At 65.1% G+C, this 13,942-nt stretch carries 12 protein-coding genes and 2 pseudogenes; 4 read left to right on the top strand and 10 right to left on the bottom strand.

Annotated elements, in window-relative coordinates:
- Positions 1 to 20 precede the first annotated feature (20 nt).
- A complete protein-coding gene (gene rfaE2, locus LDP01_RS18965) occupies positions 21 to 1,598 on the bottom strand; it encodes a D-glycero-beta-D-manno-heptose 1-phosphate adenylyltransferase (protein WP_224094586.1) in 1,578 nt (525 codons plus the stop codon).
- Positions 1,599 to 1,791: 193 nt separating this feature from the next.
- Between rfaE2 and LDP01_RS18960 the strand changes: the two genes are divergently transcribed.
- The gene (locus LDP01_RS18960) at positions 1,792 to 2,880 is read left to right on the top strand and encodes a glycosyltransferase family 9 protein (protein WP_346658946.1); all 1,089 of its coding nucleotides are present in this window, start codon (positions 1,792 to 1,794) and stop codon (positions 2,878 to 2,880) included.
- Here the strand turns inward: LDP01_RS18960 and LDP01_RS18955 are convergent.
- From LDP01_RS18955 to LDP01_RS18925, 7 genes and pseudogenes are all read right to left on the bottom strand, one after another.
- A complete protein-coding gene (locus LDP01_RS18955) occupies positions 2,846 to 3,541 on the bottom strand; it encodes an SDR family oxidoreductase (RefSeq protein ID WP_223947500.1) in 696 nt (231 codons plus the stop codon). The genes LDP01_RS18960 and LDP01_RS18955 overlap by 35 nt on opposite strands.
- A gap of 39 nt (positions 3,542 to 3,580) precedes the next feature.
- Positions 3,581 to 5,024 (bottom strand): annotated as a pseudogene (locus tag LDP01_RS18950) (PfkB family carbohydrate kinase).
- On the bottom strand, positions 5,021 to 5,740 hold the full coding sequence (locus tag LDP01_RS18945) for a D-sedoheptulose-7-phosphate isomerase (RefSeq protein ID WP_527249104.1): 720 nt from the start codon (positions 5,738 to 5,740) through the stop codon (positions 5,021 to 5,023). The pseudogene LDP01_RS18950 and the gene LDP01_RS18945 overlap by 4 nt, the downstream one beginning before the upstream one ends.
- A complete protein-coding gene (locus LDP01_RS18940; protein ID WP_224094584.1) occupies positions 5,737 to 7,005 on the bottom strand; it encodes a glycosyltransferase in 1,269 nt (422 codons plus the stop codon). The genes LDP01_RS18945 and LDP01_RS18940 overlap by 4 nt, the downstream gene beginning before the upstream one ends.
- Complete coding sequence (locus LDP01_RS18935; RefSeq protein ID WP_224094582.1) at positions 7,002 to 8,123, bottom strand: glycosyltransferase; 1,122 nt, start codon at positions 8,121 to 8,123, stop codon at positions 7,002 to 7,004. The genes LDP01_RS18940 and LDP01_RS18935 overlap by 4 nt, the downstream gene beginning before the upstream one ends.
- Complete coding sequence (locus LDP01_RS18930; protein WP_224094580.1) at positions 8,120 to 9,208, bottom strand: glycosyltransferase family 9 protein; 1,089 nt, start codon at positions 9,206 to 9,208, stop codon at positions 8,120 to 8,122. Before LDP01_RS18930 ends, LDP01_RS18935 begins: the two co-directional genes overlap by 4 nt.
- Positions 9,205 to 9,792: a D-glycero-alpha-D-manno-heptose-1,7-bisphosphate 7-phosphatase gene (locus tag LDP01_RS18925; RefSeq protein WP_224094579.1), complete on the bottom strand. Its 588-nt coding sequence runs from the start codon at positions 9,790 to 9,792 to the stop codon at positions 9,205 to 9,207. The genes LDP01_RS18930 and LDP01_RS18925 overlap by 4 nt, the downstream gene beginning before the upstream one ends.
- Positions 9,793 to 9,900: 108 nt before the next feature.
- Between LDP01_RS18925 and LDP01_RS18920 the strand changes: the two genes are divergently transcribed.
- Positions 9,901 to 10,851 carry a glycosyltransferase family 9 protein gene (locus LDP01_RS18920; protein ID WP_224094578.1) on the top strand — a complete coding sequence of 317 codons (951 nt, stop codon included), beginning with the start codon at positions 9,901 to 9,903 and terminating at the stop codon, positions 10,849 to 10,851.
- A 40-nt stretch (positions 10,852 to 10,891) separates the two neighbouring features.
- Here LDP01_RS18920 and LDP01_RS18915 read toward each other — a convergent pair whose 3' ends face one another.
- Positions 10,892 to 11,662: a sigma-70 family RNA polymerase sigma factor gene (locus LDP01_RS18915; RefSeq protein WP_224094577.1), complete on the bottom strand. Its 771-nt coding sequence runs from the start codon at positions 11,660 to 11,662 to the stop codon at positions 10,892 to 10,894.
- A 259-nt stretch (positions 11,663 to 11,921) separates the two neighbouring features.
- On the opposite strand from LDP01_RS18915, the pseudogene LDP01_RS18910 reads away from it, so the two are divergent.
- Positions 11,922 to 12,443: pseudogene (locus LDP01_RS18910) on the top strand (GAF and ANTAR domain-containing protein); the annotation flags it as partial.
- Between the two features lie 145 nt (positions 12,444 to 12,588).
- Complete coding sequence (locus tag LDP01_RS18905; RefSeq protein WP_224094576.1) at positions 12,589 to 13,038, top strand: SRPBCC family protein; 450 nt, start codon at positions 12,589 to 12,591, stop codon at positions 13,036 to 13,038.
- Between the two features lie 33 nt (positions 13,039 to 13,071).
- Here LDP01_RS18905 and LDP01_RS18900 read toward each other — a convergent pair whose 3' ends face one another.
- Entirely contained in the window at positions 13,072 to 13,917 is an 846-nt protein-coding gene (locus LDP01_RS18900) for an HAD family hydrolase (protein WP_224094575.1), read from the bottom strand.
- Between the last annotated feature and the right edge of the window lie 25 nt (positions 13,918 to 13,942).

Raw genomic sequence — 13,942 nt, 5'->3', positions numbered from 1 at the left:
CCCCCTCCTGCAATTCCCCGTCATGCATGGGGATTCTCCCCCGTGGACCGGATACGCTCCAGCACCGCCGTCGTAGAGTGTTCGGGAACGTAATCCAAAATCGTCACCGTGCCGCCATAGCGTTCCACGGCCGCGGTCTCGGCCAGCATTTCCGGCGTGTAGTCACCGCCTTTGGCGTACACATCGGGCTGCAGCATCTCGATGAGCGGGATGGGAGTCGGGGTGTCGAAAACAGTGACGTGATCCACGCAGCTAAGCGCGGCGATCACGGCGGCACGGTCCGCCTCCGGATTCACGGGCCGGTCCTGTCCCTTCAGCTGCCGCACCGAGGAATCGCTGTTGAGGGCCACCACCAGGACATCGCCCAGCTGCTTGGCTTGGTTCAGATAGCGGGTGTGGCCGCGATGCAGGACATCGAAGCACCCATTGGTCAGAACGATCCTCCGGCCCTCCCTGCGGTGCGCTTCCACCTGCCTGGCCAATTCATCGGCAGTCAACGCAGTATCGGCGAACCCGCCCAGGTGGCGGGCAAGTTCCTCGGTGGTGCAGACGGAGGTGCCCGGCCGGTGGACCACCACGTCAGCCGCGGCCTGGGCAAGGTCAACGCTGGTAGTCAGGGGCAGCCCGGCCGCCCGGGCCAAGGTCAGCGCGGCAACGAACGTGTCGCCCGCACCTGAGGCCTGCTTCTCGGCTTCGGGCCTGGCCCAGGTTCGGTGGGTGGCGCGGGATCCGTTCATATCGTCTCCGCTTGCTTCCGGATCGCTGGAACGTAGCGTCAGCGTCCCATCACGGTCCAAAGTCACGACGACGGCGCCCGCGCCTGAGGCGCGAAGGAGCTGGTCTGCGTGGGCCTCCACGAAGGGGCAACGTGCAGCGCCACCGGGGAACTCTGTTCCGAGCAGCCCGGCAGCTTCCTGGGCGTTCGGGGTGGCAAGGTCTGGCTTGAGTTCGGCCCACCGGGCAGGATGATGGGCATCGACCACCAGCAGGGGGCCTTGCCTGTGGCTGAAGTCAGGGTGGGAACCAGTCTGAGGACTAGGGGTGGGTCCAAGGGCATCCATCAGAGCGTCGCGGACCGGCCCCTCCAAAGCGCCGGCCTCGTAATCGCACAGCACTACGGCGTTGGAACCAGCGAGCGCTCCCGGGATGGCGGCCGCCAACTCCTGGAGGCCCTCCGGGGGAACGTCGGTGGCTGCGTCGTCCAGGCGAAGCATCACTTGGCCGGCACTGCTTATCCGGAACTTGGTGGTGGTGACCATGCCGGGCTGCTGCACCACGCCGGATATGTCGATGCCGGCAGCAGCGAGTCTCCCAAGGAGTTCCTGACCCGCAGCATCCTGGCCGATCAACGAGACAAACCTGACGTCCGCACCAAGGGCCGCCAGGTTCATGGCAGTATTGGCCGCTCCTCCGGGGGCGAAGTCGCGGCGCTTGACCTGGACCACTGGGGCGGGAGCTTCGCGGCAAAAGCGTTCAATCAGCCCATCCCACCAACCGTCCAGGATTGCGTCGCCGACAACTGTCACAACGGGCCGTTCTTCGGCCAGGCGGCGCGGCAGCCATTCGGCCAAACCTTCTTGATTGGATAGGCGTGCCATTGGGTACCTTCCGGTAGAGGCGGCATGTTCCTGCTCCCCTCAGGTACCCCGCAGCCCGCGGTTCACACGCCGGGTCCGGTAGTTTTCCAGCACCTTTGACGAAGGGAAGTCCAGATGGCCGTTCAACCGAATTTGGGCGTTGGCCCGGTGCTGGAAAAGTTCCCTGATGTGGAAAGGATTGCGGTCTTGAGGGGTGGCGGCCCTGGGCGATGTGATTTACGCATACCCGGCGCTCTATGCCCTGAAAGCGGCCTATCCTGAAGCCGCGATCACGCTCCTGGGCACGCCGATCCATGCGGCTTTGGCGGCCGGGACGGATGGGCCCATTGACGAGGTGGAAATTCTCCCGTTCGCCAAAGGCGTCCGCGACCGCCACCACAAAGACGGCGATCAAAACGACGACACCGACGACAGACTTGCCCAGGAAGAATTCTGCTCAGCCATGCGCGCCCGCAAGTTCGACCTGGCGCTGCAAATGCATGGCGGTGGCCGGTACTCCAACCCTTTCCTGCTCCGTCTGGGGGCGCGGCACACGGTGGGCACCCGAACAAAGGACGCCGAGCCCCTGGAACGGAATCTCGATTACATCTACTACCAAAACGAGCCTGATCGATGGCTTGAGGTAGCGGGCTTGGCGGGGGTGCCAACCATCATTTCTCCACCCTTACGCCCCCTGCCCGAACACCAGCAAGGCGTGAAAAGCCTGCTCAACCCGCAACGGGGTCCCCTCCTGGTGCTCCACCCGGGTGCCACCGATCCGCGGCGGCGATGGCCGGCGTCGGACTTTGCTGAAGCTGCCGCGACCATAGCCCAGGAAGGCGCGCAGGTGTTGGTGGTGGGTGACCGCTCCGAAAAGGCGCTGGCCCAGGAAGTGGCAGAACTCGCGGCAAGGCAACTGACAGTCCATGACAAAGATGCCGTGCGCTCAGTTGCCGGCGAACTGGAGATCGGCGAACTCGCCGCGCTCCTGGACGCGGCCACCGTAATGCTTGCCAGCGACAGCGGTCCCCGGCATTTAGCGCAAGCCCTTGGAACACCAACCGTGGGGATCTTCTGGGTAGGCAACGTCTTCAACGCAGGGCCCCGGGGCCGGAGCCTGCACCGCGTCAACATGTCGTGGGTGACCGAGTGCCCGGTGTGTGGGGCCGATGTGACCCAGGTGGGCTGGTCTGCACAGCACTGCGGCCACGACGACACCCTGATCAGGGGTATCGCCGTGGCCGACGTTGTTCAGGACGTGCATGACCTTATGGCCACGAGCCTTCTTCTGCGGGGCAAATAAGGAGCTCGCGGACCTCGCTGCCAAACGGCTGCGACAACGCGAACACCACGGCTTGCGCCACATTCGCGGGATCGTTGAGTTTGGAGTCGTCCTGCGGCTTGTATTGTTCGTCGCGGTCGTCAAAGAAGTGTGTCTTCATGCCGCCCGGGATGATGGTGGTGACACCAATGACTCCCCCGGTTTCGGCGGCCAATGCCCGGCTGAATCCGATGACGCCGAACTTGGAGGCGCAGTACGCCGTGGCGTCCGGCAGTGCACGCAAGCCGAGGGTTGATGCGATGGTGATCGCCCGGCCCCGGGATTCCTTCAAGTAGGGCAACGCCGCACGGACCACGGAAACGGTGCCCAGGAGATTCACTCCAATCACCTTTTCCCACTCGGCTGCGGGAACGTCCGCCAGTTTGCCACAGCGGTCGATGCCCGCGGCCGTCACCACCCCATCCAGGCCGCCGAGGCTTTCGGCTGCCTCCTTCACGGCCGCTTCAACTGATTCACGGTTGGAGACGTCGACTTCAAGGGCTTTCGCGCCGGATACGTTGCTGATGTTGCGGTCGAAGACGAACGGAGTGCCTCCGGCGTCGCGGATGGCATCGACGATTGCAGCGCCGAGGCCGGAGCCGCCTCCGGTGACGATGACGCGGCCGGGAGTTTGCGTGTTCATACGGTTCCTTTCGGTGGTCGATTCTTGGATGAGTTGCGTTCAGCTGACTTTGGCGAGTGCTTCAGCCAGGCCGCTGGTGGAGCGGGCCGGATGGAAGGGCACCGTTACGCAACGCCCTCCCCACGCAGCCACGAGGCTGGCTTCCGGCAATTCATGGGGTTCGTAATCTCCGCCTTTGACCCAAATATCGGGCCTGAGTTGGCTCAGGCAAGCTTCGGGGGTGTCCTCGTCGAAGACCACCACGGCATCAACGCAGGACAACGCGAGCAAGAGCTCTGCCCGGTCCTCCATGCTGACGATCGGCCGGTGCGGGCCCTTCAGACGCCGGACGGACTCATCGGAATTCAGGCAAACGATGAGGCAATCCCCCATGTCCCGGGCCGCGGCCAGCGTGCGTGCGTGACCGGCATGGAGGAGGTCGAAGCAGCCGCCGGTCGCCACGACCGTCCCGCCACCCGCCCGGATTGTCCGCGCGAGTTGGATTCCCGGTTCCAGGCCTTGGATTCCCGGTTCCACGCCCGGAAAGCGGCCAAAAAGCTCGACGACGGGACTCCCCTTTGCCTTGCCAGGCTGGCTGCCATTTACTGCGTCGGGCGTACTCGTACCCATGGCCAGGGAGGATGCTCCGCCCTTCGCGAGGAACGCGGAGGCATCCTCGACAGCCCTGGCCGCAGCAGCAGGCAGCGCGAGTCCCAGGCCCAAATACACGGCAAGGCTCCCCGCCAGGCGGTCTCCGGCTCCGCAAGGATCGTCCACGATTGTCTTTGGGGCGGGGATGATCCTGCCCGGCCCCCGCACCTTCCACCAAAACCGCGCCCTCTTCGCCGGTCGTGACCAGGACGGCACGGCTGCCCCAGCGATCCAGCAAATGATTCCCTGCGTCCTCCGCAGTGCTCTTGGACGGATGCCGCCCGCCCGCCTTGGCCCGCGCCTCTGCGAGGTTGGGCGTCACGACGGCGGTACCCGGCACCGGCTCCGAACCGGCAGGGTGCGGATCCCACACCACCGGGACGTGGCGGGCGGAGTCGGCGAGCGCAGTGCGGATGTCGGGGTTTGCAGTGATTCCGCGGCCGTAGTCGGCTACGATAACCGCTTCCGCGGAGGCAATGGCAGCGAGCATCTCCGCGGTGCATGACGGGGAAGGGGCAGGCGCGCATCCTTCATCGAACCGGACCACGGGATGGGTCCCAATACGCACGCGGGTCTTGGTGGGCGTTGGGGCGAGCGGGGCTCCGGTGAGTATGGTGACACCGGCCAGGGCGCGCCTGAGGTGGCTGGCGCCGTCGTCGTCGGACACCGCGGTGACCAGGGCGACGTCGTGACCGTCGCGTGCAAGCAGGGTAGCCACGAGGCCCGCGCCACCTGCCCGACGCCGGATATGGGCAACGTCCACAACGGGTACGGGCGCGTCGGGGCTGAGCCGGGTGGCGGTGCCGTTGATGTCCACGTCCAGGAGGACGTCACCTACGATTGTCACTTTCATGGCTGGGCTCCGTCCCCGGCCTGGCGGGGCCCCGTCCTCCTCGCGACCTCCGCATCGAAGGCGCGGCATACAGCGTGGACGGCAATGAGGTGGCCTTCCTGGGCGTTGGCTGCGATGGCGTCCACTGTGATGGCTTGGTCGCAGGCGTCGGCCAGGGGGTTGGGCCCGGCGCCGGTCAGGGCCCACGTGGTGATGCCGCGTTCTCCTGCTGCCCGGACGGCGGACAGGAGGTTGGGGCTGCGCCCGCTCGTGGAGAGCAGGATAAGGACGTCCCCTGCCCGGCCGTGTGCCCTTACCTGGCGGGCGAAGACTTCCTCGTAGCCGTAGTCGTTGGACAGTGCCGTGAGGGCGGAGGTTTCGGCGTGCAGGGAAATTGCGGAGAAGGGTGCGCGTTCGGCGTCGAACCTGCCTACGAGTTCTGCGGTGAGATGCTGGGCTTCGGCCGCTGATCCCCCATTGCCGGCGGCCAGCAGCCGTTGTCCGGACAGAAGCCGGTGGGCGAGCTCGGTTCCCCATTCGGAAAGGCGGGCGGCCTGCGAGCGCAGGGACTCGAGCGCTGGCAGTACGTTGTCCAGGTGTGCGGCGACCTCTGAGGCGATCTGTGGTTCACGGGTGTTTGTTGAGCTTGTAGACCCGCTCCAGCCTGCGGGCACGGTATCCGGGACGGGCCGCGTGTTCCGCGTGATTCTCTTGGGAACTGTCGATTCTGTAGTCACAGCGCTGTTCCTTCCAGTGGTTCCAGGCCTTCTCCGGCTTGCCGGGACAACCCCGCGGCCAAGACGGACCGGTACGCTTTCTCGGTGTCCGCGGCGATGCGGTCCCAGGAGTAGCGCGAGCGGGCGCGGCGGTTTCCGGCCCGGCCCATGTCGGCACGCAAGGCGGGGTCGGCGAGGAGCCGCCCCACGGCGTCGGCGATTGCTTCCGGGTCCCGCGGCGGTACGTGCAGTCCGGTTTTCTGGTCGACGACGGTCTCCCGGAGTCCGCCGACGGCCGCGGCCACTACGGGCACTCCGCAGGCCATGGCTTCGAGGGGAACGATGCCGAACGGTTCGTACCACGGCGTGCAGACCACGGCGTCTGCGCTGCGGAAGATTCCGGGCATGGCGTCGCGCGGTACCTGTCCCCGCATGGTGACCTTGTCCTCCACGCCAAGTTCCTTGGTCAAGGCGCGAAGCCTCTGGGCTTCCGGATCCTCTTCCAGGTTCAGGGCGTCGCCGGAGCCTCCGACGATGAGGAGCTCGACGTCGTCGAAACCGGCTTCAGCAAGGAGGGGCAGTGCCTGGATCACCAGATCCACGCCCTTCCTGGGAACCAGGCGGCCGACACTGAGGATGCGGTGCGTGCGGGACTTATTCTCTGGTTCTCCAGTGCCCGGGAAAAGGTTGAGGTCCACCCCGCATGGTGCGATGGAAATCCTCGACCTGCCAATGCCCAGCGCCTTGAGCTCAAAGACCTCGTCAGGGCAGGTGGCGATCACCCAGTCCGCCGTGCGCCCTACCCACGGTTCCAGCCATGCACGCGCGGGTGGGCTGGTGTCCGCTGAACCTTGGTGCCTGCGCTTGACCGAACCCAGTGCGTGGAAGGTCTGGACCACGGCAATGGGCTCGGCGGCACCGGCCCGCCTGGAAGCCTGGATCGCGGCCAGCCCGGACATCCAGAAGTGCGCGTGGACAACGTCCGGGACCGAGCCGGCCCAGTCCCGGCAGATGCCGTCGGCGAGCTCACCCATGAAAGGAAGCAGTTCGTCCTTGGGGATGTGGCGGGCCGGGCAGGCGTCAACGTTGACCACGGTGAGTCCCGGCGCAACCTGCACCTTTGCAGGAAGATCCGGGTCATCCCGCCGCGTGTACACGGTGACTTGATGGCCACGGCTGGCAAGACTTGATGAAAGGGCCGCCACATGGACGTTTTGCCCCCCGGCGTCCACACCTCCCAAGGCGGCCAATGGACTGGCGTGTTCGGAAACCATGGAGATTTTCATGGGTGCGTCCTCTCTGTGTCATGGCTGACGGACTCCGAACCGGGTTGCGGGCGGCGTTCCGTGTCGGGGAGCTGTTTATTCGGGACCTGCTTTTCGGGGATCTGCTTTTCAGGAAGGCCGGTATCGGCAAGCGAAGGGCGGGCCGTGGGGAGATCCGCCAGGAGTTCGTCCCAGGCCTGATGGAATTTCCCGAGCCCATAGCGTTCCAAGGCTGCGGCCCGGGCCACCATCCCCATCGCATAGGCGTCACCGGGCTCGTCCAGCAGGCACCGCGCAAACCGTTGGAGTTCGTCCACGTTGTTCGAAACAAGACCTGCTCCCGGCGGGATAGCCCGGGTCGCCTCAGTGGTCGCCAGTGCCAGGACCGGCATTCCCAGGTGCATGGCTTCGAGCAAGGCCAACCCGAGGGATGTCCAACGGAGGGGATGCAGGTAGAGCCGGCAGCGGGCGAGTTCCTGATGCAGCCGGGGCGCGGGTACGTCCCCGGAAATCCGCAGGCGCTCCTCGCTCAGGCCGAACCCCTTCAGGTTCAGCGCTTCGGGCAGGGCTTCCGTCCCCATTCCGAAAACCCTCAACGGCCCTACTCCGGCGAAGCCCGGGAGGAGGTCCGTGCCCGTCAACCGGCCGCGACGGACGGGTTCGTTGACCACCACCCCCATCTCTTCGCGTTCACCGGTGTAAAGCCGGCCGGGATCGGGGATGCCGTGCTCGATGACCACTGTTGGCGTGGATCCGGTGTCCCAGAAGAGCTGATTGAAGTGCGTCACATGAACCACGGGGATACCGTGCTGATCGGCCAGTGGATGGAGAGTGAACGGGACGTCGCCTTTGGGCGTGTTGTGTTCAACGTAGACGGCAGGCAGGTCCACTCCGGGCCTTCGACCCAGCTTCCGGGCAACCGCGGCGATCTCCTCCGGACGTTGCAGGACCACCACGTCCACGCTATCCGGATCAACGGTGTCCAGGTCAATCTCCTGCGCGGCGAGCGGCCACTCCCTGCCGCCCCGCCCCAAACCCCACGCACCGCCGTCGGGCTCTACGGGAAGGAGGTATTCGTGCCGCCCCCTGACGAAGGCCTCCATCCATCCTCCGTGGACATGCCAGACCAGGATCCTCATGGTTTCCACACCTTTCTTCGGGTGCTGAGCGAGGACACTCCCCCCAACAGCCGTTCCACCGCCTCAAGGACTTGTTCCGGGGTAACTGAGCTAAGGCACGGGTGCCCGGGTACGGGGCAGATGCGTGCCCGCGTGTTCCTGCATGCTGCTTCCTGGTCGCCGAGCAGTTCCATCGGAACGCCGTACGGCGCCCAGCGGATCGCAGGAACCACAGGGGAAAACAGGCACACCACCGGAGTTCCGACAGCTGCCGCCAAGTGGGCGGGACCCGTGTTGCCGGTGACCACGACGGCGGCGCCCGCGAGTACCGCTGCCAGTGTGCGCAAGTCTGTGGTGCCGCCGAGATTGTGTGCCGAGGGTCCTGCCACGGTTGCCGTCAGCGATGTTTCGCCCGGCCCTCCCGTGACCACCACCCGGTGCCCATACGCTTCAAGGAGTTCCACGGTGGCAGCGTGGTGGAGTGCAGGCCACGCCCTCGCCGGAGCAGCCGCGCCCGGGTGGACCACGATGTACGGGCCATTTTGGGTGAGTTCGTCCACCAGCTCCCCGGGTTCGTCCAGCGGGTTGATGTGGAGCTTGCCGTCGTCGCCCCGGGGAAGCTGGAAGCCAGCTGCCTGCGCAATCCCCAGCGCCCGCACAACTTCGGGCTGGTCCTCGGCGAAGTCTTCCCCGGGTTTCAACCGGACGTCCAGCAAGGAGCCGGCGTAGTCAGTGGAGGCGCCCGTGATGCGCTTGACGCCTGCCAGCCGCAGCAACAGTGCCAACGGAAGCGGGGACTGATGGAAGGACGTGAGGATCACGGCTTCCTCAATCCTGGAGCTGCGAACGAACTCGATCAGGCCATTGGTCAGCTCAGGCGTCACGGCCGGCGCGGGATTGACGATCCATGGGCACGGCCACGTGTGGACCTGGGTGACTCCGGGCAGCATCTCCGCCGCGCCGGCGCCCTCGGGGCCGCAGAGCAAGACGACGTCGTTGCGTCTGCTACCGTCCGGCCGGCTTCCATTCGCCACGGCACGCAGGGCGGGTCCAGCGAGGAGCACATCGCCCATGCTGTCCAGTCGGGCTACCAGGACGCGGCTCATACGGGTGAATCCTGCCTGGCGTCGGGTTTCTGGAATTCCCCTCCTGTCGTGCCTGTCGCGGCATCCAGCAACAGCCCGACGGCGGCCAACAGGTTCTCCGCGACCACCCCCGCCGCCTCAATTTCCTCGGGCCGCGTGACGTGTGTGGGCACCAATACGGACCGCGAGCCGGCTGCCGTCGCTGCTTCGACGTCGGCACCGATGTCCCCAACGAAGGCCACCTGGGACGGGTGCAGCCCCAACGTGCTGCATGCGGCGAGAATCATTCCCGGCGCAGGCTTACGGCAGGTACAGCCATCGGCCGGGCCGTGCGGGCAGATTTCCCACACATCGAACGGGCCCAGAAGCTCCTCAACGCGCCGGTTCACGGCGTGGACCTGATTCAACGTCAGCAGGCCACGGGCAACACCCGACTGGTTGCTCAGCACCCCTGTCGCCAGTCCCGCCCGCCGTACCTGCTCAAGAGCCGAACGGGCAGAATCCATGGGCCGCACCAGTTGCGGGTTGCCGTTATAGGGCACGTCAACGACGAGCGTTCCATCGCGGTCAAACAGGACCGCTTTCAACGTTCCAGTTCCTCCCATACCCGCAACGTTCCCCAGTTCTCCCGACACTAAACAGCGTGACAACGAGAAGTTTCCCTGCGGAGCCAGCACCTGCATTGGCCGCTAGACTCCTAGCGGGAGGCCACCATGGACACAGCCGAAATGAACGGACAACCCCTGCTGCTGGCCTTGCGCGCCTTGAAACTAGGGGACCTGCTTGTTGCCGTTCCGGCGCTTCGCGGCCTGCGCCGGGCATTCCCCGAGCACCGCATTTTGTACGCCGCACCGGCCTGGATTGCGGAGGCCTTGGAACTGGTGGGCGGCATCGACCACCTCCCCACGCCGGGCCTTGATGATCCACTGAACATCGCCCCGGGCGCCGTCGACATCGCCGTTAACCTGCACGGAAACGGACCCGAAAGCCGGCAGCGCATCAATGAACTTCGGGCAAGGCGGGTGCTCGCGTACCAAGCTCCCGGGCTCGACGGACCTGAATGGACAACCGGCATCCCTGAACGCGAGCGCTGGACCCGCCTCCTGAACTGGCACGGCATCGACGCCGATCCCTTGGATTACCGGCTCAACAGGCCGAGCATTCCCTCGCCCCGGCCTGGCGCCACGGTCATCCATGTGGGCGCCGCGTATGGCAGCAGGCTCTGGCCCATAGAGCGGTTCGCCGAAGTGGCCGTCGAGCTCTCCCGGGCAGGGCACGACGTCGTGCTGACCGGGGGCACGTCCGAGCGCGGGCGGGCAGTGGAGACCGCCGCCTTGGCAAAACTCAACGGAGCAAACCTCGACGGCGGCGTGCTGGCCGGGCGGCAGGGCCTCGCAGAGTTCGCGGCGACCATTGCGGATGCCCGGCTCGTCGTTTCGGCGGACACCGGCGCCGCACACCTGGCGTCCGCGTATGCCCGGCCCTCCGTGGTCCTGTTCGGCCCCGCTCCCCCTGAAGAATGGGGTCCGCCGCCGGGACCGCACGTGGTGCTTACCGCCGTCGAACTTCGCCGCGGTGACGTTTTCGCCGCCGATCCCGATCCTGCGCTCCTTGCCGTGACCGTCCGTGACGTGTTGGATGCGGTGGGAGGGTTGGGCTGCTGACTCCTGGGCTCTTGGTGGTTTCGGCTGTTGCTTTCGCTTGTTAAGGCGCCGTTCCGTCCTGGAGGCGTGCTTCCTCGTCCAGGAGCTGTGTCTGCAGGGACACCAGGATCTTGGAAAGCCGCCGCGAGACCTGCATTTGGGACATGCCCAGTGCCTCCGCGATGGTGGACTGGGTTTCCTCGCGGTAGTAGCGGCGATAGAGGAGGTGCCTGTCCTCCGCGCTCAGGCCCCGGATTGCGTTTCGAAGGGCGAGCACGTCCTCCAGCCGCTCCGTCGGAGATCCGAAAGCGGAAACGCATGCTTGCAGTCCGTCGCGGCCCTCCGCAGCGGGGGCGTCCAGGGAATCCGGCCGCTTGCTGGTGCCGGCCATCAAGGCTTCCCTGACTTGGCAAGGTTCCAGGCGTAGGTCCGCCGCCACTTCTTCGGGCGTCGGAGTCCTCTGCAGGCTTTGCGTCAGTTCCTCGGTCCGGGCGAGCACTTGGCGCCGCACATCCTGGATGGGCCTCGGTGGCCGCACTACCCAGCAGTGATCGCGGAGATACCTCTTGACCTCACCGGCGATGGTCGGGGCGGCGTAGGCGGGGAAGCTGACGCCTTTGCTTTCGTCAAATCCCCGCGCCGCTTTGATCAAGCCCATGTACGCAACCTGCCGGACGTCGTCGAGATCGTGCGTGTGGGCGGAATACCGGGCGGCAATTGATTTTGCGAGATTGAGATGGTCCAAAACCAAACCGTCCTGGAAGCTTTGACGGATGGTACTTTCCGGCGCAGGAGGCCGGATTTGGACGTCGTGTGGTCGGGTTTGTCGCATGTGGCTTCAATCCTTAGACCTGCTGAAGTGAGTGAGCCCACGGCAAGACTCCTTAAAAAGAGAAGCACACTTACTATTAGCTTTCAACGGGTATTCAGGACTACGCTCGAAGGGTAGCCTCCTCCAGGGATCGGAGATCCACGTGGAAAACCAACAACTCACCGAACCGCATCTTGTAGCAGCGGAAATCCAGGACCTGCTTCTGGATACACCGGACGTGGAGGCCTTCCTGGCCGAGCTGGCACGCCACTCAGCGGCCATGTTCACCAAGCCTGACAACGAAGTATTTTGTGGCATCACACTGCTTCGGCATCGGGCCGCGGCCACAGTGGCAAGCAGCAGCGAACGGGCGCAGATGCTCGACGAACTCCAGTACCAGTACGCCGACGGCCCATGTGTCCATTGCTGCAGGGAAGGCACACTGGTGCATGTTCCGGACTTCGAAAAAGACAACACCTGGCCTGAGTACAACGAGCTAGCCCTGGCGAACGGTGTTCATTCTGTCCTCGCCGTTCCTTTCCCGCTCACGGATGACACCGCACGGGCAGGCTTGAACCTCTACTCCGAACGCCCCAGCGGCTTCGACCAGGCCGCCGTTCAACGCGCCACCGATTACGTTCAGCAGGCATCCAAGGGCCTGCAACTGGCAGTGCTCATTGCGCAGCACAGCCAAACCGCCGCCAACCTTCGTGCCGCCATGGCATCCCGGACAGTCATCGACGTAGCCACAGGCATCATCATCGCCCAAAACAGGTGCAGCCAAGCTGAAGCGGTTGAGCTCATCAAAAAGGCCTCCAGTAACCGGAACGTCAAGCTCCGGGACCTTGCACAGGCAATTGTCGACTCAGCCGGCGGCGGCCCCTGTTCAAACCCATTTCACTTAACCCCCCACCAAAACCACAACAATCCACAGCGAGGTGTCACTGATGCAAACCGTCACGAAGGCCATCGAGGTAGAGGTACCGGTTTCGGTCGCCTACAACCAGTGGACCCAGTTCGAAAAGTTTCCCGAGTTCATGAGCGGCGTGGAGAATGTCCGCCAGATCAACGATTCAACGCTGCACTTCTCAACCAAGGTCGGCGGAGTCCGGCGCGAATACGATGCCCGCATCACCCAACAAGTTCCGGACACCGTCATTGCGTGGGAGAGCATCGACGCACCGCGCAACGCCGGCACAGTCCGCTTCGACAACCTCGGACCCCAGCACTGCGGCGTCAACGTGACACTGGAATGGGAGCCCGAAGGATTCGTGGAGAAGGCCGGCGCAGCGCTCTCCGCCGACGAAATGCAGGTGGCCGCGGACCTGGACAAATTCAAGGAATTCATCGAGGACCGCGGCCACGAAACCGGTGCCTGGCGGGGGCGGGTGGACTAGCCCGCGCCGCCTCCGGGCTTAGCCGTGCGGCTGCTACAGCAGGCTGCGCAGAACCAGGGCGGCGCCGTCGTCGAATACTGACGCGGTGACCTCATCCGCAACGGCGATCACTTCCTCGGGAGCCTGGCCCATGGCCACTCCCCTGCCGGCCCATGTGAGCATCTCGATGTCGTTGCGGCCATCGCCCACCGCCACCGTGTTGGCCTGTTCCGTGCCGATCCTCTTGCGCAGGGCCTCAAGCGCACTGGCCTTGGTCACGCCCTCCGCGGCAATGTCCAGCCACGCAGTCCAGCCAACCGAGTACGTCACGCCGGAAAGGCCGATGTGGCGGATGGCGTGATTGAAGTCGTCAGAAGTGTTGTCGCTGCTGAAGACCACCACGCGTACCGCCGTGGCCTCCAACATGGTCTGGAAGTCCACGCCGATTGCCTCGACGCCAAAGCTGGCATCCTGGAAACGCTCCGTGGAGAGGAAGTTCCCATCTTCATCCTCCAGCGCGTACTTCGCGTTGGGCAGGCGTTCGCGCAGGGCCTTCAGCGCCGGAGCGGGATCGAACGTTGCCTTGTGGATGATCTCATAGCCGGTCTCAAGGGTGGGATCCAGCCGGAGAGTAACGCCGCCGTTGCAGCACACCGCGTAGCCACGTTCCAAGCCGATTTGCCCGATGATGGGCAAGGTGGCATTCAGCGACCGGCCGGTGGCGATCATGACGTCATGCCCGCTCGCGACCACCGCCTGTGCGGCCGCCCTAACCTCTGGGGACATGTGGCCATCGTGGTCCACGAGCGTACCGTCAACGTCCAATGCGATCATGAGTTTGTTGTTGTCATTTGGCTGGTCATCGATGCCAGCAACTGGAGTGTCAGTCAAAATAGTCATGGTTCCAGTAGAGCAGACACCTCTG

Source organism: Arthrobacter sp. StoSoilB13 (assembly GCF_019977255.1).
In the GTDB taxonomy this organism is placed as follows: domain Bacteria; phylum Actinomycetota; class Actinomycetes; order Actinomycetales; family Micrococcaceae; genus Arthrobacter.
Note: the sequence above shows the minus strand (reverse complement) of the source record. Positions and strands in the feature narration are given on the sequence as shown.